This is a genomic window from Acidisarcina polymorpha (genome assembly GCF_003330725.1).
Classification (GTDB): Bacteria; Acidobacteriota; Terriglobia; order Terriglobales; family Acidobacteriaceae; genus Acidisarcina; species Acidisarcina polymorpha.
The window spans coordinates 801,141-819,345 of sequence record NZ_CP030840.1 but is presented as its reverse complement, the minus strand read 5'-3'; the positions used below and the strand labels follow the sequence as shown (position 1 = coordinate 819,345).

General features: G+C 56.8%; 12 protein-coding genes and 1 pseudogene. 5 read left to right on the top strand and 8 right to left on the bottom strand.

Annotated features, from left to right (window positions below):
* Positions 1–782 precede the first annotated feature (782 nt).
* Positions 783–3,836 carry a sensor histidine kinase gene (locus ACPOL_RS03625; RefSeq protein WP_150132894.1) on the top strand — a complete coding sequence of 1,018 codons (3,054 nt, stop codon included), beginning with the start codon at positions 783–785 and terminating at the stop codon, positions 3,834–3,836.
* 817 nt (positions 3,837–4,653) lie between these two features.
* Here ACPOL_RS03625 and ACPOL_RS03615 read toward each other — a convergent pair.
* Both ACPOL_RS03615 and ACPOL_RS03610 read right to left on the bottom strand, forming a co-directional pair.
* The gene (locus tag ACPOL_RS03615) at positions 4,654–4,953 is read right to left on the bottom strand and encodes a hypothetical protein (RefSeq protein ID WP_150132893.1); all 300 of its coding nucleotides are present in this window, start codon (positions 4,951–4,953) and stop codon (positions 4,654–4,656) included.
* 539 nt (positions 4,954–5,492) lie between these two features.
* Positions 5,493–5,699 carry a YceI family protein gene (locus ACPOL_RS03610; RefSeq protein WP_236657208.1) on the bottom strand — a complete coding sequence of 69 codons (207 nt, stop codon included), beginning with the start codon at positions 5,697–5,699 and terminating at the stop codon, positions 5,493–5,495.
* Positions 5,700–5,703: 4 nt separating this feature from the next.
* Here ACPOL_RS03610 and ACPOL_RS03605 point away from each other — a divergent pair, with 4 nt between their 5' ends.
* Positions 5,704–5,964 carry a hypothetical protein gene (locus tag ACPOL_RS03605; RefSeq protein ID WP_236657207.1) on the top strand — a complete coding sequence of 87 codons (261 nt, stop codon included), beginning with the start codon at positions 5,704–5,706 and terminating at the stop codon, positions 5,962–5,964.
* A 96-nt stretch (positions 5,965–6,060) separates the two neighbouring features.
* Here ACPOL_RS03605 and ACPOL_RS03600 read toward each other — a convergent pair whose 3' ends face one another.
* From ACPOL_RS03600 to ACPOL_RS03585, 4 genes are all read right to left on the bottom strand, one after another.
* Positions 6,061–6,945 (bottom strand): NAD(P)/FAD-dependent oxidoreductase, encoded by an 885-nt coding sequence (locus ACPOL_RS03600; RefSeq protein ID WP_236657206.1) that lies wholly within the window; start codon positions 6,943–6,945, stop codon positions 6,061–6,063.
* A 270-nt stretch (positions 6,946–7,215) separates the two neighbouring features.
* Entirely contained in the window at positions 7,216–7,851 is a 636-nt protein-coding gene (locus tag ACPOL_RS03595) for a DUF2306 domain-containing protein (RefSeq protein ID WP_114205852.1), read from the bottom strand.
* A 103-nt stretch (positions 7,852–7,954) separates the two neighbouring features.
* A complete protein-coding gene (locus ACPOL_RS03590; RefSeq protein ID WP_114205851.1) occupies positions 7,955–8,668 on the bottom strand; it encodes a methyltransferase domain-containing protein in 714 nt (237 codons plus the stop codon).
* A complete protein-coding gene (locus ACPOL_RS03585) occupies positions 8,658–9,719 on the bottom strand; it encodes a type III polyketide synthase (protein ID WP_114205850.1) in 1,062 nt (353 codons plus the stop codon). Before ACPOL_RS03585 ends, ACPOL_RS03590 begins: the two co-directional genes overlap by 11 nt.
* Before the next feature lie 232 nt (positions 9,720–9,951).
* Here ACPOL_RS03585 and ACPOL_RS03580 point away from each other — a divergent pair, with 232 nt between their 5' ends.
* Together ACPOL_RS03580 and ACPOL_RS03575 are read left to right on the top strand one after the other, a co-directional pair.
* Positions 9,952–10,647: a response regulator transcription factor gene (locus tag ACPOL_RS03580; RefSeq protein WP_236657205.1), complete on the top strand. Its 696-nt coding sequence runs from the start codon at positions 9,952–9,954 to the stop codon at positions 10,645–10,647.
* On the top strand, positions 10,628–12,106 hold the full coding sequence (locus ACPOL_RS03575) for an ATP-binding protein (RefSeq protein WP_114205848.1): 1,479 nt from the start codon (positions 10,628–10,630) through the stop codon (positions 12,104–12,106). Before ACPOL_RS03580 ends, ACPOL_RS03575 begins: the two co-directional genes overlap by 20 nt.
* Positions 12,107–12,349: 243 nt before the next feature.
* Here the strand turns inward: ACPOL_RS03575 and ACPOL_RS03570 are convergent, their stop codons facing one another.
* On the bottom strand, positions 12,350–13,957 hold the full coding sequence (locus ACPOL_RS03570) for a cytochrome-c peroxidase (RefSeq protein ID WP_114205847.1): 1,608 nt from the start codon (positions 13,955–13,957) through the stop codon (positions 12,350–12,352).
* A gap of 1,908 nt (positions 13,958–15,865) precedes the next feature.
* Positions 15,866–16,027 (bottom strand): annotated as a pseudogene (locus tag ACPOL_RS03565) (DDE-type integrase/transposase/recombinase); the annotation flags it as partial.
* Between the two features lie 908 nt (positions 16,028–16,935).
* Between ACPOL_RS03565 and ACPOL_RS03560 the strand changes: the two are divergent.
* Entirely contained in the window at positions 16,936–18,180 is a 1,245-nt protein-coding gene (locus ACPOL_RS03560; RefSeq protein WP_236657204.1) for an MFS transporter, read from the top strand.
* The last annotated feature ends 25 nt before the right edge of the window (positions 18,181–18,205 follow it).

The following is an 18,205-nucleotide window of genomic DNA, read 5'->3' as shown; positions in this document are numbered from 1 at the left end:
GAAATCAGACCTGGTACCCTTCCATTGGTAGTCGCCGATGAGGTTGATGTGCTCCCAACCGAGCGGGATGCGCGCCGCCAGGTCCTCGCTGCACCGCTTGCACGTGATCACAAAATCGTGGAAGGCCGAACTCGGCCCTTGAAACATGAGACCAGTATGTAGCGAATAAAAAGCGAAAACGCTGTGGAATTCGAGGCTTGTCGCCCAGCTTCAAAGAGCGTTCGTCTATACTCCCATGCGGTGCAACGAACATCGCCGCATCGCCAGAAATATAGTGGAGCGCCTGCAGCCGCCGGGTCCACGAAGAGGCCGGCTAAAGCTCCTGTAGGTGCACCAGCCCTGTTAGTAGCCATCTCGACCATCACTTGAAAGAACACAGGCGGGTTGGAACGTGCGATCGAAGCGGAGCGGACGGGTGCGCGATCCGCCCATAGAAAGAGGGAACTCGGGGGTTAGTCCGCCTGGGCGAGTTTGGCTTCGGTCGCGGCATCTTCGACCGGGGCGAATTCGATGGCGGAGAGGATGAGTGCTGAGGCCTTCTGAATGACTCCCAAGCATCAGATATTTGTGGCTGTAGTGGACTACAGGTTCGCGACTAAAGATTGTGATGTTCCATGAGCGATTGAATATCACTAAAGTGAATCGCTACCTCGGAATGCTTTTTGAGTGGACTGAATTGATGATCCTGCAGAGTCCGCAACGACCTCTTCTACGCGTCTGAACCAAAGCTAACCCGAAGATCGACCCTGGAGTAGTAGCGGAGAAACTACAAGGCGGCCAAGTTGAAGACCTCACGCTCACTCGCACTAGGTTTGACATTGCTGCTGGCAACCTGCTCCGCCCGAGCAGTCGATGCCAACACACGGATCTCGCAATATGGGCACACGGTTTGGAGAATTCAGGACGGCGTCTTCAGCGGCGCGCCAAACGCTATTGCACAAACAACCGACGGATACCTTTGGATTGGAACGCAAAACGGGCTCGTCCGTTTCGACGGGGTTCGCTTTGTTCCGTGGATTCCACCGAAGGGAAAGCTTCTGTCGAGCGGCATCTTTGCGCTCCTGGCAGCAAGGGATGGCGGCTTGTGGATTGGAACATCCGCGAACCTCGCCCATCTTCAGAACGGCAACCTGACCAACTATATGGACGGGCAAGGGCGCATCAATTCCATCATCCAAGGCCACGACGGAAGAATCTGGATCACTCGCTCACGAGTTCATGATGACAAGGGACCACTTTGTGAGGTTCAAGACACATCGCTCCGCTGCTATGGAGTGGCCGACGGAATCAATTCTCCTTATGCGGGACCACTCGCTGAGGACTCCGAGGGAAGTCTTTGGTTCGGCAGCGCCAGCCTTCTGACACGTTGGAGCGCAGGCTCGTCCACTGTATTTACTCCTTCAGCATCGAAGAGCGGAGAAGGACTAAGCGGTGTTCAAGCCATCGTCGCCGCGCCGGATGGTTCGATATGGAGCGGAAGGGATCGCCGCGGACCAGGCCTTGGGTTGCAGCGGCTCGTGCATGGCGTTTCCACGCCCCTCAACCCTACGTTACACGGGAGCGCCCTGCAAGTCAGTGCGCTGTTTCTAGACCGCCAGGACGCGCTGTGGATTGGGACCGAAGATCAGGGCATCTATCGCCTGCGCGGAAATAAGGTCGATCGGTTTTCCAGCGTCGACGGTCTGTCCAGCGACTCCGTCAGCGGCTTCTATGAGGACCGTGAAGGAAACATGTGGGTTGCGACGACTGAGGGAATCGATTGTTTTCGAAATGAGCGCGTCACAACATTTTCAACCCGCCAAGGGCTCAGCGCCAATCTAGTCGATTCGGTCCTCGCGGCGGGTGATGGAACGATCTGGATCGGAAATCTGGGCGCGCTGGAGTACCTTCGCGGAGACCGGCTGTCATCCATTCAATCGAAGGATGGTTTGCCCGGCCAGCGAGTGACGTCGCTGCTTGAAGATCATGCGGGCCGCCTCTGGGTGGGACTTGAGGATCGTCTGTACGTCTATGAGGACGGTAGATTCGATCCGATCCGGCGATCCAATAACATTGCGATCGGGACGGTCATTGCGATGACCGAAGACCGGGAAACTAACGTTTGGGCGGAAGTTATTGGCAGTCCCGCAAAACTACTTCGCATTCAAGGTCGCGAGGTCCGTGAAGAACTTCCTGCGCCCGGAATGCCAGCCGCAACTTCGCTCGCCGCCGATCCTAAAGGTGGTATCTGGCTAGGCCTCGTTGACGGCAACTTGGCTCGATATCGCCAGGGGCGGCTTGAGACCTTTTCCCCCGGGAGCGCAGCTGGATCCCAGGTGCGTGAGATGCTTATTCGGGCTGATGGATCCGTGCTGGGCGCGACCTCGTCTGGACTTATTGAGTGGAAGGATGGAAGGCTGCGGACGCTCACCAACCAGAATGGTCTTCCTTGCAACAGTCTGTACGGCTTGGTTGCGGATAACAATAATGCTCTTTGGCTTTACGCCCAGTGTGGCCTGGTTAGGGTTGCAGATACGGAACTGAGGGAATGGTGGAATGGCGCCAAGGCGAGTGTAAAGGCAGAGACCTTCGACATGTTCGACGGCGCTAGGCCGTGGTCTGCAGCTTTTCAACCCCATGGCTCTCGATCTCCCGACGGACGCTTGTGGTTTGCCAATGAAAATGTCGTGCAGATGATCGATCCCAGTCATCTGGAGACAAACAGTCTCCCGCCGCCAGTCCATATCGAGCAGATCGTAGCGGACAGAAAGAACTATTCGCCGACCGATCAGGTCCGCCTCCCCGCGCTCACTCGCGATCTTGAAATCGACTACACGGCGCTTAGCTTTGTGGTCCCGGGGAAGGTCCGCTTCCGCTACAAACTGGAGGGTCGCGACAGGGACTGGCAGGATCCTATGACAAGGCGCCAAGCGTTTTACAGTGATCTGCCTCCGGGCACCTACCAGTTCCGCATAATTGCCTGCAACAACGATGGAGTGTGGAATGAAGAGGGCGCAATTCTGGACTTCAGCATTGCGCCGATGTGGTATCAGATGGCGTGGTTTCGGATCTTCTGCTTCGCCTTCGTCATGCTCATCGGGTGGATTCTGCACCGCATTCGCGTGTGGCAGGTCTCTATGGCCATCGGCGTGCGCTTCGATGAACGGCTCGCGGAGCGTACACGCATGGCGCGCGAGTTGCACGACACCTTCCTTCAGACGATTCAAGGCAGCAAATTCGTAGTCGACGACGGCCTTGAGGAACCCTTGAACACGGAGAAAATGCACCGTGCATTGAGGCAGGTCTCCGGTTGGCTGGAGCAGGCGATTACGGAGGGCCGTGCGGCACTGAACTCGCTGCGGTCCTCGACGACATTGAAGAACGAGCTTGGGCCGGCGTTGCGGCAGGTCGCGGAAAGTGGAGTGGTCCCTGAGGGGATGACCATCTCGGCTTCGGTCATTGGCGATGCGCAAGAGCTGCATCCGATCGTTCGCGACGAACTATATCGAATCGGACACGAAGCGATTCTGAATGCAAAAGCGCATTCCCACGGGAGCTACCTGGAAATCGGACTCACCTATGGCCATGATCTTACACTTCATGTGCGGGACAACGGGGTCGGCATCGATCCAAGCTATGCCATGAGCGGAAGAGAGGGGCACCATGGCCTGCAAGGCATGCGCGAGCGCGCTGCCCGCATTCAGGGAAGACTGACAATTCTTAGTTCCGCTGAATCCGGTACCGATATCTCCGTGATCGTACCCGGCAGCGTGAGCTTCCTGCACCCCGGCACGGGCATATTCTCGAGGATCCGTCATCTCTATCGCCGCGCCATTCGAAACCATGATCCTTTGTAAGTTCGGTTGCATTGTCTATCGAGACATTACCCGCAGATTGACGAAGCCCAAACTGCGCGAGCAGCATGCGAGTCCTTCGTGGGGAGGTTGTGGATCGCACGAAGCCGGACTACCTGTTATAGAAATAAGGTCTTTGCGCGTGTATACACTCGATAAACGCTCGCTCTATTACCTGTCACCGGCTTAGACAAAGTCAATCGACAAGCTTAGTTCGCGCCACTTGTCATCATTTCCAATTTGGCGGCGTCATTGCTTCTATAGCTTGGAATGCATCCCACCCGAGGATCGGCGATCGGCTGAAGCATCCGATCGTGTATGTTGATCAATTCTCTCAATTAAGGAGCCTTTTTGAGAGGTCAAGGAACGTGGGCGCCGGCTCTGGCTGACGGCGGTCGCGAAGATCTGCGACTCGAACAGGCTTTGCGGTTCGAGAGCGCCTGGACTTGGCAGTCACCAGGGGCAATTGGCACGGCGAATCCTCACCCGTTCTGCGGCTCGCTCCTCCATCCAGACGAGGAACCTGTGTAGCAGCTGAGCGTTTAGGTACTTTCTTCTCCCTGGGTAATCGGCCTGGTTACTCATTCGCATACCAACTTATTTCCCCTTGAAGGCTACCAGCAAACATGAGGTATAGCTAGATGTTTGTTCGTGTTCAAAGCGTTTCCTGAAAGACTGAATCGTCTTCCACTCAGTGACTCACTTAACCGTTGTAGGATCGTTGGGCGGCGTATCGTCGACAACATACATCCTGTAAAAAAGCCAACTAAACGGTGTTTTTTAGGCTTGGATAAGTCAGCTAAATCCAGCGAGCTTACCGTTACTTCGGGGTATCCTCATCCGTCGCCTGATACCAAGGCTCCTTCCTCTGCGGGAATATTGCGTCATTCTTCGCCATCAGCTTTGAAAGTACGGCACCCGCCATGCTGACGGCATAGTCAATCTCGACAGCCAGATCCAGATTGCTGAGGCGTTCATCGTGCCGGGCTGCCCATTTCGCTGTCCGGATCGCGAGAATCATTGAAGCGGCAACCAGGAGTGATGGGCCGAGCTTCGGCCAGTCGGGGCGTTCGTTGTAGCCTCCCACCTCAAGGCCCACGGCGCACTCGGAGTGCAGCATATTTGTGGGAAATCCTCCCTCGAAAGATTTCTTGCGGGAGGTAGCGCCGGGTTTCAAGGCAAAACGGGCAAGTCTCGATGATCCAGTCGTCGGGCATCGTCTGGATGCGCGCCGCCAGGTTCTCGCTGCACCGCTTGCACGTGATCACAAAATCGTGGAAGGACGAACTCGGCCCTTGAAACATGAGATCAGTATATAGCGAAGAAAAAGCGAATACACTGTGGAATTCGAAGTGTTGCCCTATATCAACTACGGAGTCTGGGGCTGCTCATTAGAACTGCCGAAAACTTCGGAATCACGGTGACGCTGGATCAGCATGACGGTAATCTCGAACAGCTCTATGTCGACTTTTAGACCTGGAAGAGAAGGGTGACCGGAAGCCTTCTCTGCGGTGGCGGGAAACTCGCCCATATCTACACAGATGTAGGCCCGTCAGCGAATCTTCATCAGCCCTAGGTTTTTGGGGTTTTGGGTCAAACCTGCTCTTACTTCCGCGTCTCCGCCATGCCTGCAACAGACCAGCCAGTCAAACGGAGGTCTTAACTGGCGATATTGCCGACGAGGCTTAGGTCTATCGCCACGTCGTTCTCAGCCTTCCAGATCAAGAAGCTTGGGTTCCTTAGACCCCACTGCACATAGGGAACGACGAATTGCGCCTTTGCCGTTACCTTCGATCCATGTACATGAATCTGCATCGGAATCGTCAGCTCGTGGGGCGTACCCACCAGAGTGAACACTCCGTTCACCTGAATGGTCGAGTCTCCTGCCCGCAGTGCTGCCTCTGCCTATCTTGCCGCAGAGCCGGCACCGGTCTTTCAGCCGAAACTGCGCTCCGCACTGCTGCCCCAGATGCGCCTTGCCGAGCTCGCCGCCAATGGCTTAAGCAACGCACTCGCGCGCGCTGTACTGCCGTTCTGTCTCAGGGTCTGGCCCGGCGCGATGCGCATAACGGCCAGGCTCACACGCGTGACCCAGGGCGCCTCTGTTGCTCCGCAGGCGTTCGCCAACTGAAAGCGAGCTACGCCGTGAACCAACTCTCGATAGTCAGAACCTTACAGGAGAGAAATGCAGTGAAATCCCTCGCAGTCGTAGCTCTCGCGGTCACACTCACTGCAGTGCGATGGATATGCCATCGCCGGTGAACGAGGGGATTACGGCTGCCTGATCGCCGATGCAGTAGAGTCCATCCTCGGTCGTGCGGCGGAGATAACCGTACGGAATATGAGTGACGGTGATCGGTTTGTCGAGCAGCGGCTCCGCTCCGTCAAGCCGCATCGCGAGGTGGGGGCAGTCCTGCTGCATCTTCGCGAGAAGGCCTTTCCAGCGAAGACCCGAACATGCGAAATACCGCCGTTGCACCACACAGCAGAAATTCGTAATGCCGTCTTCCACCGGTTGGATACCACCGTAGCCTCCCGCATAGAGTGTCAACTCGGAGGCGTCTGCCAGTTCAGCGGTCTGGGCTGCAGACATTCGGTAATACATCTTGAAGGCGACCCATTGGTGAGGGTCCTTCGGACGACCGCGGCCGCGCAGGTCGTGCTTGCCCGTGGCGAGAAAGGCGGTTGGAGCTTCGAATGTGGCTCCGTCGCTGAGCATAGCCTGCCAGAGATTGCCTGTCGTCCGCTTGAGCGACTGCACACTGCGGCCGCGCTCGACGCGGACTCCCACGGCTATGGCCTTGGCAATGAGCGCTGTATCAAGCGCTTTGCGTGTGAGCGAGGCCGCAGGAAAAGGAAGCGGAGCCTGAGCGGAGCGCCTGGCCGCGGCAAGGCGAACGTAATTGATGGGTACAGCACCAAGCGAGGCCACATCGATGTCCAGCGCATGGAGGTCCTCCAGCGCCTCACCGCTTAGGAATTCTCCGCATACCTTATGGCGCGGTGTGGGTTCGCGTTCGATCATCGTTACACTTCGTCCCTTGCGGGCGAGTGCAATCGAAGCGGCACAACCTGCCACTCCACCGCCGAGGATGAGAACTTCATCGTGCAAGCTTTGCTCCTGGTTCACTGGATGTTCTATCTATCCATAGTGAGGTTCTCTAGTGCTATCTAACCTGGTAGACGGTTCGAAAAACGGTTTGAACGTCATTCTGTCCGAATCGTCATCTTGAGATTGGTATCGGGCCCGCCGGACTCAACAAGGCGAATCCCGGAACTCGCTGGCGAGCCGTGCTCTTGAATCGGCTGGTGGGGACCAGCTTCATGAAATAGGACATTTTGCAAACCCACATCTTAAACTCTCATAATCGCCGGCCGACGATCAGTTACGACGTGAGGTGAGTTCGTGCCAGTTGAGGCCGAGGTCAACCAGAAGAATGGAAACCAGGGTGAAAGCGATCACGCCAACCGCCGACAGTACGTCGCCAAGATGGCTCCAGTAGGCGGGAACCAGATTGAGTACGCGGCTGGAGACAAAGGTAAACGTCACCGCGTAGGAGCGGGCCATCCACTGGCGATGCACAGAAATCTGGCGGTTCCGCGCGGCGATCACGGCCGCGGTAGTGCAGACGATCCAGGCAGCGCCCTGCATAGACGTTCCTGGCAGCCCCGGACGCCCGTTAGCAAGGGCAATCCCGCTAAAGGCGCCAATAATCACTGAGACGAAGTACATGCGCCCTAGCACCCGATGGAGCTTCAGGTGGCGCTGCCGAAAGCGCGTCGAGAACTGCAGAGGGCCGGTCAGCAGTGCAAAGGTTCCGCAAAGCGTGTGCGGGATGAGGAGTCCGCGGTCGGCTATGACCTGCAGGCGATAAGCATGGTACATCGGGTAATCGGTGAGGAGAAGGACCTCTGACGTGATGAAGACAAAGAGCGTCGTCACACCAAGAAAGATCCAGAGAGCCGCTTTGAATCTAGAGCGGCCGGCACTCGGTGTAGATAGAGTGGAAGATGCCATTATTCGCCTCTCGGATCAATAGACGTGATGAGGTACGTCACGAAGGTTTGGACAATACGCTGTATGTCTCTGAGTCCAATGAGACGGGTGAGACTCACTAACTTCACCTCCGCCGCCCAACGCACAACCGTCCCGGCCGCCAACGTTCCACCGTTGCTGCCTCCTGGGGAATATCAGCCGCCGCCAGCAGCCCTAGCCAATCCTCCTCTCGGAAGGCCCGCCGGAACGATATTGGTCCATCATGCCGCACAATCCGGTGCCACGGCCCCCACCCAAATAATCGAGAACTCCAGGCAGCCCGCTCCAGATCATTGATAAACCAACCTACCTGCACCGTCGCTTCCATCCACCTCAGCAGCGTGAGGATCTCGTCGTCCTCCAGATGATGTGTCATGAGTGAACTGACCACGATATCGATCGGCTTCTCCGGCCTGTACAACATCGCGTCACCGGTCACCCATGTGATTCCGAGCTCCTTAGGGGTTGAGTCGGCGGCGGTACGCGCCGCATAAGGATTCACGTCGATGCCCGTCAACCGGACAGCGATGCCCCTTCGCCGAGCCCAGGCTGCAATCCGCCGCAGATAGTCGCCTCCGCCACTGCCGACATCGACGATGTGCGTAGGCCCACTCAGTCCGAGCGGTAGACGCTCCAGCCAGGCCAGCGTTGGCCGATAACCCAGCAGCCAACGATTTACGTTTTCCAGACTGCGCATGCAGTCGCGGAAATCCTCATAACTACAGTCGCCATCCAGCCACTCCGGTAACTCACGCGGAGAAACCCGCCTACTGAAGTCGAGCTGTGCGCTAGACGACATGGAATCTCATCGTCTCCGCTGCTAGGCCCGGCCCAAATGCCATCGCACAACCATGCTGCCCCGGCTTTGCCTGCTGCATCATCCGCTCCAGCACAAACATTACCGTCGCCGACGACATGTTGCCGAAGGACGATAGCACTTCGCGCGACGCAGCCAGCGCATCCGTTGGCAGTTCCAACCCCTTTTCCACCGCATCCAGAACCGACCGCCCGCCAGGATGCACCGCCCAGAGATTAATGCCATCCCGCTCGGCCATTAGTTCGCCGTCATGCAGCGCACGTCCCAGCTCACCCGGCACCTGCCCGGAGAGCAGCATGTCGAAACCCAATCCACGGATCTTCCAAGTAATCAGCTCCCTTGTGTTTGGCACCATCACCGCCTTAAAGCTGTCCAGCGAGAAGCCCTGCTCACGAGCGGTAATGAGGCTCGCCGCTGCGCCATCGGCAAAGACCAGGAAGGAGAGCACCTGCTCCAGATCCTGCGTCTCCTGTAAGTGCACAGTACATAGTTCCAGATTCACCATGAGCACACCCGCCTTCGGCTCAGAGCGCACGATGTGCCGCGCCAGCTTGAGCGTATTGATTGCGGCATAGCATCCCATGAATCCAATCATCGTGCGCTCCACGCCGGCTGAGAGACCAAGATGATCAAGGACTTCAAAGTCTAGCCCCGGCGCATAGAGTCCAGTACAACAGGTAACCAGCACATGCGTGATGCCGGAGCGTTCTTCTTCAGTGAGCGCTAGCCGATCCAAAACCTTCCTCATCAGCACCGGAGCGCACTGCTCAAACATCTCCATCCGCCGAGCCGTGTTGGGAAAGCCGCCTGACTGATAAAATCCATGTGCGTCGTGCGCCGACAGACGGTCCGAATCTCTCCGCGGATTGAGAAATGAATAACGATGTGAGATATCGGCCCGGCTCGCCATGCGGCGGAATATGGTTTGCAGCCGCCGGTCTGCCAGCATCCTCTCGGCGAAGCTGACGAAGGCTTCATGTATATCGTGCTCGGGTATGGCGGTGGCGATGCGATTCAGGTAAGCCGTAGTCATGCACAGTTAGCCTCAGCAGGTTCAGAAATGTCGCGCGTGTGTTTTGGGAGCAGCTGAACCACGAAGAGACGACGACGGTCGACAACTTGAGAGGACAGGCTTGGCATTCTCAATACAACGGCTACTCGTTGAGACGAGACCCTCACTCTTTTGATAGCACTTCGGGACGAAGCTCGGGATGACGATTTGTTCATGGGGGCGATTGGTGGCGGGAAGCGAAACGTTTGCCTAGATGCAGTACCATCGACGCATGCGTCTGCTGTTGGTGGAAGACGAGATCGAAATCCAGGGATTTCTGAAGCGCTCTCTGACCGAGGCCGGATATCAGGTCGATGTCGCCGGCAACGGCAAGGCCGGGGAGCGACTCGCAGCGGAAAGCCACCACGACATCTTCATCATCGATCTTGGCCTGCCCGACGAGGACGGCATTAGTTTGATTCTGCGGCTTCGTCAACTCGGAGTGAATGCCCCGGTGCTCATTCTCTCCGCGCGGCGGACGGTAGACGACCGGGTGCACGGGCTAGAACAGGGCGGCGGGGACTATCTCACCAAGCCCTTCGCCATGGCAGAGCTGCTGGCGCGGCTGCGCAATCTGCTCAGGCGCAAGGCCTCCGCGCCTCCCGAGGCGACCCGCCTGCGGGTGCTCGATCTCGAACTAGACCTGCTTCGCCGCGAGGCCACGCGGGGCGGCGAAACTCTGAGCCTCACTCCGCAGGAGTTCGTTCTGCTGGAGTATCTGTGCCGAAATGCGGGACGAGTCGTCACCCGTTCGATGATCCTCGATCAAGTGTGGGGCATGCGCATCCAGCCGGACACCAATGTGGTCGATGTGCATATCTACCGGCTGCGCGGCAAGGTGGACGCCGAGGGGCGTCGACCGCTGATCCGAACGCTGCGAGGAGTGGGTTATGTTCTCAAAGATCGGTAAGACGACCATGCGCAGCGCGGCTTGGCGCATATCGCTCTGGGCGACGCTGGCCTTCGCCTGCGGCACGATGGTGGTTTTTGTCTTTCTTCATCGATTCGTATCGAAGGACATCCAGCGACGCAGCGACGCTTGGCTTTCGGGCGAAGTGGAGGTGCTCGGCGATGTCGCCGCACGAACCCGCAAAGACGCGCTCTACGGACGCGTCGTTGGGGAAGTCGCCGAGCTCGCCAGCCGCGAGGTTCCGAACCGGCTTCTTTCCAGTCAGGGACAGAACGATTCGGTCTTTTTCCTCCAAACGGGCGCTGACGGCTCTCTAGCATTATGGGTGGGGGCCGGGAACGGCGTCGCGTATCTCGACGCGATCCGGCACGGCCGACGAGTGACCGACACGCCGACCGACTTGCGCGTCGACGCCTTCGATATCCCTTTTCGGGTGGCGTCGGTCGCAGTAGGCGACGGCACCCGCATCTATCTTGGCTTGTCGGAAAGAGACGAGCGCCGGCTGTTGAGGAGCCTGCGGTTCCGCTTCCTTCTTCTCTGGCTGGCGATCGTGCTGATTGGCGCGGCCATTGTCTTCTACACGACTCGCCGGATGCTGGGGCATGTGCGCGGGATCACCGAAGCAGCGTCGCGAATTGGCGAATCCGATCTGAGAAGCCGAGTGCCCACCTCGCGCAGAAAGGATGAGATCGCCCAGTTGGCTTCCACGCTCAACACCATGCTGGACCGCATCGAGAACTCCGTCCATCAACTGCATACCATCACCGACTCGCTCGCCCACGACCTTCGCAGCCCGTTGACTGCGGTGCGGGCCAAACTGGAGATGGCCCTTACCGGAGGAGCGGGCGAAGAAGCGGAAAGCGTGGTAACGGCGATCGAGGAACTCGATAGGGTGACCGATTTTCTGAACAAGTCGCTTGATGTCGCCGAAGCCAAGGCGGACGCGCTGCGGCTCGACCGCGTCGCGATCGACCTAGACCAATTGCTGCGATCGATGGTTGACCTGTATGAGCCGTCCATGTCCGAACGAGGACTCCGGATTCAACTTCGCAGCGCGGAGCGGGTCGAAATATGGGCAGACTCCGGCCTGCTGCATCGCATGATTGCCAACCTCTTCGACAATGAGCTGAAGCACTTGCCGCCCTCCTCGACCGTGGCGATCGCCTTGAGGGCGGAGGAGGGGCGAGCGATTCTCCTGGTCGAAGACGACGGCCCCGGCTTTGCGCCCGAGATCGCCGCCCATATCTTCGAGCGGCGCGTGAAGGGGCCGCAATCGAACGGCCACGGGCTCGGCCTGGCTTTCGTCGAGGCTGTGGCGCGCGCCCACGGCGGCTCCACCGAGGCTGCCAACCGAATTGACGGCGGCGCTCGTCTCATCGTTACCCTGCCGCTGTTTTCCGGGCAGCGAAAAGAAAACTCATGCTCGGTGGCGCTCCTCTCATTGAGCGCGACCAAATAGCAGTTCGGAGAGAGCGAAGATGGCGACTCCCCTGATCGATCATTGGCTGGTTGCGCGCGCCGCGCTGGGCGCTCGGCTCCGCAAATCGACGACGACTAGATCTGAACTTGGCTACAGATGCCGAGGGTCTCGTGGTAGTCGGGGCTATCCTGGCAATCTATATACTGTAATTGCTTGATTGCCCCTCCCAAGAGAGGGGCAATCAAGCATCGATCCTGGGGTTGTGCACCCGCAGAGAAGGCCCTAGTTTTGCTGGCTTTCGCGACGCGCTCGAATGTTCTCCTGCACACTGCTCAAGTCAACCGAACTTTTCGATGTATAGCCGTCTGTCAGGGTCTTCAGGAAAGCTACGACGTCGTTTTCGTCGGCATCGGATAGTCCGAGATTTCCAACCGTGGTGTCCTCATTGGCGGAAACCTCCGGGGCCGGCCAGCAAGTCTTTTTCACGTTGGGATCGTTCGGAGTGGGACACTGCTTATCTCGGGTGTTATAGAAATGGACAACCTCTTTCAGGCTCTTCAAGTACCCGTTGTGCATATACGCTTTGACGAAGCCCGGATAGGGCCGCTTGTCAACGTTTCTCAGTGTCGGGACCTGCACCTTGCCATCGAACGCGGGCGCGTATTGCATCCATGATTTATCCGGAACGGGCGTACCCTGCGCGCCGCTCAGGAAAGCCCCCACCCCTAGATCCACAAACTTGATTCCCACCGGGTTGGCGACAAAGCCATACTTGTCGGGCTTATCTTCGTAGTAATAGGGAATATCAGGATTTTTCGGTACACCGAGGTTGGAAGAAGTGAAGTCGGTGAAGACCGGCGCGGCGTCCGCGACTGAGCCGCCGGTCGCTCCGCTGGCGGTGCCGCTAAGATGACAGGTATTGCATTTCGCCTGGCCGTTAAACAATTCATAGCCGTGTTTCTCGCTCGGAGTCAATGTCGCCGACCCCGCGAGGTATGCATCGAACTTCGATGAAAACGCGTTCACCTCCGGAGAAGCCTCATAGGCGGCGATCGACAGGGCGAACTGATCGTAGATGGTGTTGACCTTCGCCCGGTCTTCCGAGCTGAGGTTCACCTGCGGGGCCGCCCCATCTTTCCCAGAGGGTGTACCGCAGATCTTGTCCACGTCCGTCGGCCAATGGATCGATTGAATGGCGGGACCCCAGACCTTAACGAACAGGGACTCATAACGACCGACCGATACCCGATGAGCGACGCAAGCGCTGTCGGGCAATCCCATCTCTACTGGATTCGTGGGCGGTCCCTGGGCCTGCTCGGCGGCCGGGCTCTGCAGCCGCCATCCCGTGGCCCGCATATCCCAGAAGTTGCCTCCATAGAAATCATGCTGAGTGGCGTTGTAGTGCAGCACCGGAGACAATGTCGCGTAGGTATAACTCATCGGCTTGCGAGCGCTGAAGCGGCTTCTCACCGATCCGGGATACGCTGCGGTGGTGGAGTTGAGCACCGGGCTGGGACCGGTGTCGCCGGTGTAAGGCATGTGACAGGTGCTGCAGGCCTCGTTCTTCTTTACTGAGAGGGCTCTGTCGAAAAGCTCCAGCTTGCCAAGCGTCTGAATTTGATGGATCGGGTCCAACTCAGTATTAAGTAACTGCAGGGTGTCGCGCTCCGTTTCATCGATCTGCTCATTGACCTCCTCAAGCTGCTCCCGGGCTCCGTGAGGAAGATCGTAATCGGCATGGATACCACTGGCCCAATACGGGGAAGGATCGTCCCCGAGAGCTCCGGCGGTCAAGACCCACCGACCGAGCAAGAGAAGGCCTGCGCAAGCGCAAAGGGCGACGATCACACCGCTCCGCGCGGAAATTGCATTCGTCTTTCGATTCGGCATCGTAGACTCCGTGGTTGTGTGTGAGGGAAAGATGGGCGAGGGAATCACCCATCAACCAAAGTGGCTTCAAGGTTCTGTTTGTTCAGAACAATGAGCCGGTGCATTGCAGTCAATAACAATCAGCTAAATTTTGATGCGACTCAACCGGACAAGACAAATGAAGTTTTTGTCAGAATTCGCTGCCCCTCGGGATCGCGATGGGGCATGGATCGTTTGGATGAGTTTGGAGAATCAACCGGGATATTCGCGAGAGAGATCTACCCAGCATTCGGTTGATCGTTGGAGAAGAGGGCCGCGAGGTCTGTGCGGGAAATCGAGGCGACCAGTGTCGCCGGTTCATGAGAGAACGAAGCGATCGATCCGGTACCAGGCTCCGCTCTTGCCCCTAGATCAGGGAACAAGGGAGGAGATCAGCTGCATTACTCGCTGTTGTTCTTCCCACGTTCTTTGAACGTAGAGGCGAGCAGCCGCATCGCCCAGGCTCTCTCTCGAAGGCTCTAGTGTGCTCCACGACGTGATCGACATCGACCGACTGCAGTTTCTCGGCCGTTGGCTCATTGTGACCGCATTGGCTCAGAGCAGCAGGAGCCGACGGTACCTCGACTTTCGACGCAGGCAAAGGTGATGGCACGCGCCATTTATGTGCGGATGACTCGGGAAAGATCACTATAGGTATGGCGTACGATGAGCAGCAATGGCGGAGTGCTATGAATGAAGCTGGCTTGCCGCGCTGTTCTTAATGAACTTTGGAATGGAAGCTGACGGCGTTTCCAATGAACCCTTCGTTGCGGTCATGGGTGCGGCCTATGCCCGCGCCAAAACGTACACCCTGCCACAGAGTTAGCTTGCATGGAAAATGTTCATTCGAGTTTGAGCAAGCAAAAATGGGGCGCCCCGTAGCGCACCCTTTTATGTGGAGCACAAGGCGCTAAGATTGCTGTCCCTAAGCAGCCCTTGCTGTGTTCTATCAGAGAATGTGACCCGTGATCGCTGAGTCTTGCTGTTCGTACAGCTTTCGGTACTAAATGCGCGATTCTTTTCGATATCCCGAATAGACTGAGAAACCCTGGCGCCCACAATGACGACTAAATGAAGACAGAATGACAGCATGTTCATTGAGTAACTAAATTTGTATTAAGGTACACAGCGCCCATATCAATCTAGGGCTCTATGTCGACCGAATGCTTGTCGGAGTGACAAAAGGGGACCTTCAGAACACGGACCAAATCGCACGGCGAGGTTGCAGAGGCCGAGATAGCGGGCCGTAACGCCTGCTTCTCGAGACTCATGGGTACGCTTCCGTCAAGGGGCGGATGTCATCCACGGAGCCGCTATCCTATATCTGAGACGTGTTGCAGCCGACGATTAACTGTCTACGCAGGCGACCAGATTCCTCCCCGTACTCTATTGTCTGTTTTCTGACGGGATCCCAGCAGCACCACTGTGGCATACTTTGATTCTATGAAGAGTAAGGCCTTGTGTCGAAAGAGGAAACTGCGTGCGGCGTCGACCATTTGCGCGGCAAAATTCATCACCGATCATGTCTTCGTAGCCTGTCAAAAGCCCTGCAATTGTAAAACAGAGGTTTGTCATCACTTCTACGACGGCGGGGATCCGCTAAGTGGTTCTTGGTTGTCATGCCTTAACCAGCCAGGGCAACACCTTTTTCACGCAGATGTGAGAGGGAATGTTGTCGCAACCGCCGATGCGATGGCGCTTGGCGAAGCCGCCGGCTGAAGAGGATGGCCAATATGGCTGTGGTGCCAAACAAGTGAATGAGTCAGGAAGCAGCACCGTGCGAGGTGGTTTGCTATTTAACCAGTACTGCACTCCAGATTGCAGGCACAGCTCTGTCTTTGAGGCGTAGGCGTCCGAGATGGAATTGATCTTTGTGAATGCGGCGGAGCAGTCGATGCCGGCGATCGTACTAGCGGCGGATCGGAAGTTCTTGAAGCCGAGCATAGGCTTGGTTCTGGATTTGATCCCGCGATGGTCCTGCTCGATCAGGTTGTTCAGATACTTGGAAGAGCGTAGCTTCGTGCTCTTCGGCAACAGACCGTCAGTACGCATTTCGCGAACAGTAGGATTACGACCAAACAAAGGCACCTTTGAAGCCGATTCCGAGATCGAGATGTGTGAACTGCCGAAAGTTTGTGGTGCTTGATGAAGCCGGAAGACTTCTATCGTTGGTTCAATCGGGACTTTTGGAAGGTCTTCAAAGACCGTCCTTTTGCAATGACTGTTCCAACGAGCGCCAATGACCGTACCCTTCTTCTGGAGAAGGTTTACAGCTCGATCCGCTCTGCTCGCTACGCGGCAGGCATTCCAGAGGCTGAGATTGTCATAAACAAAGGACATGGCGCGCTCGGACCGTCCCCGTGTCCTGCATTGAAGACTATTGTGTGTATTACTTTTGCATCGAAGAGCTGGAAAATGTCTTGTGCGTGAATCGCACACCGAACACCTTTGGGGGCTGGAGCCTAGGCGGAAAACTTAGAAGACAATCCTTACACCCAGTTTGACGTTATTGGCGATTTCGACAACTTTGATGAACTCCGAGACGCCGCTGATCTTGAATACCCCTGGTGGGATTGAGCTCCCGTTGATTTGGGCGAGACGATGGACAACCGCTTCATGTGCGTATCGCAGTATAGTTGCGCGTACATCTCAGCCGTGGTGCGGACCTTGCGTCCAATTTTGATAAAGTACCGATCCGATATTGGAGATCTCCGAAGCCTTGGGAGAATGTCCTTGATAATATTACGGATGGCCGTGTGAACTCCTCAACCTCAGTCTCTACTTTATGAATTCTTCGTTCCGCGATTTTGCGACCGAACGTGAGTAGTTTCATCTGAACTGATGCACGCCATTTACATGCCAAACCTTGATCCAGCTGCTGAGCAGGACGTTCGATGTCGCCCTATTTTTCGAAGGGCAGCCAGAAACCTCGTAGGTGATGAAGCAGAGGCGGATCACTAGTGGCCTGGACATCATCGTTTAGCCGGACCTTCAGGGCGTTCCGATATCGTGATTTTCGTCTGATGTGGCTCGGAGCATGCGCCTCCACCATCGGTACCTTTGTTCAGCAGTTCGCCCAGAGCTGGCTCGTCTACGACCTCACAAAAGACCCCTTCTACCTGGGATTAGATCTGTTCCTGGGGCAACTCCCAATCATCCTGTTCTCCTTGGTTGGGGGTGTCTTTGCTGACCGCATGGACCGAAGAAAGATGCTGTTGTCCTCTCAGTATATTCAGATGGCTTGCGCCTTTATTCTGACGGCTCTGTTCCTCGCTCACAAGGTACAGGTCTGGCACATCCTATCTCTGTCCTTCGTCGTCGGACTGGGCCAGTCCTTTGGAGGGCCAGCGTATTCTGCACTTCTGCCGACTCTGGTCCCCGCTGAAAACCTGTCCAACGCGATCGCTATGTACTCAATTCAGTTCAATCTGGCGCGCGTGCTCGGCCCAACTTTGGGCGGTCTCGCATATGCCACCCTGGGGCCTACCTGGTGCTTTGCCTTGAATGGAGTGTCCTTCCTCGCCGTCATCCTCTCCCTCATGATGATCCAGGTAACATTCGTGCCGGCGAAATCAAAGGAGGCCATACTGAAGAGCATGGGCGCGGGAATTGGCTTCATTCGCCAACGCGAGGGATTGGCCGCGCTCGTCTTTCTTGCCTTCAGCACGACGCTCCTCGGCTTTTCTCTGACGGGATTCTTGCCGGTGATCGTTCGTACAGTCTTCCATGGAGGGCCGCGTACGTATCAGCTTCTATTAGTGTGTTCGGGCGCGGGATCGATCGTCGGCGCATTGATCGTAGCCGCTTCAGAGCGGTTGAAGGGGCAAGGACATGTCGCCTTATTGACTCTGCTGGCATTGGGGACTGCCATCTCCGGCTTCGCCGTTAGTAGATGGCTTCCACTGTCCTGCGTCCTAATCTTCATCAGCGGTGCGGCGATCATGGCGTCGGCATCGCTCATGTTGTCGCTGGTCCAGTTGATCGTCTCCGAACAGATGCGCGGCCGGGTAATGAGTGTCTACAGTCTTGCCTTTCGAGCGGGCATTCCACTGGGAAGCCTTGCACTCGGAAAGTTGATCCCGATCTTCGGCATAACGGCGGCCCTTGGCGGCTCGGGGATATTGTTGATAGCCGTCACCCTTTCTTTCTTGGTTCTGATGCGGAGTGTCGCTACCTTCCAGCGTCCGGCCGAAACTGCACGCTAACGCACGTCGAATAGTTATAATCTCA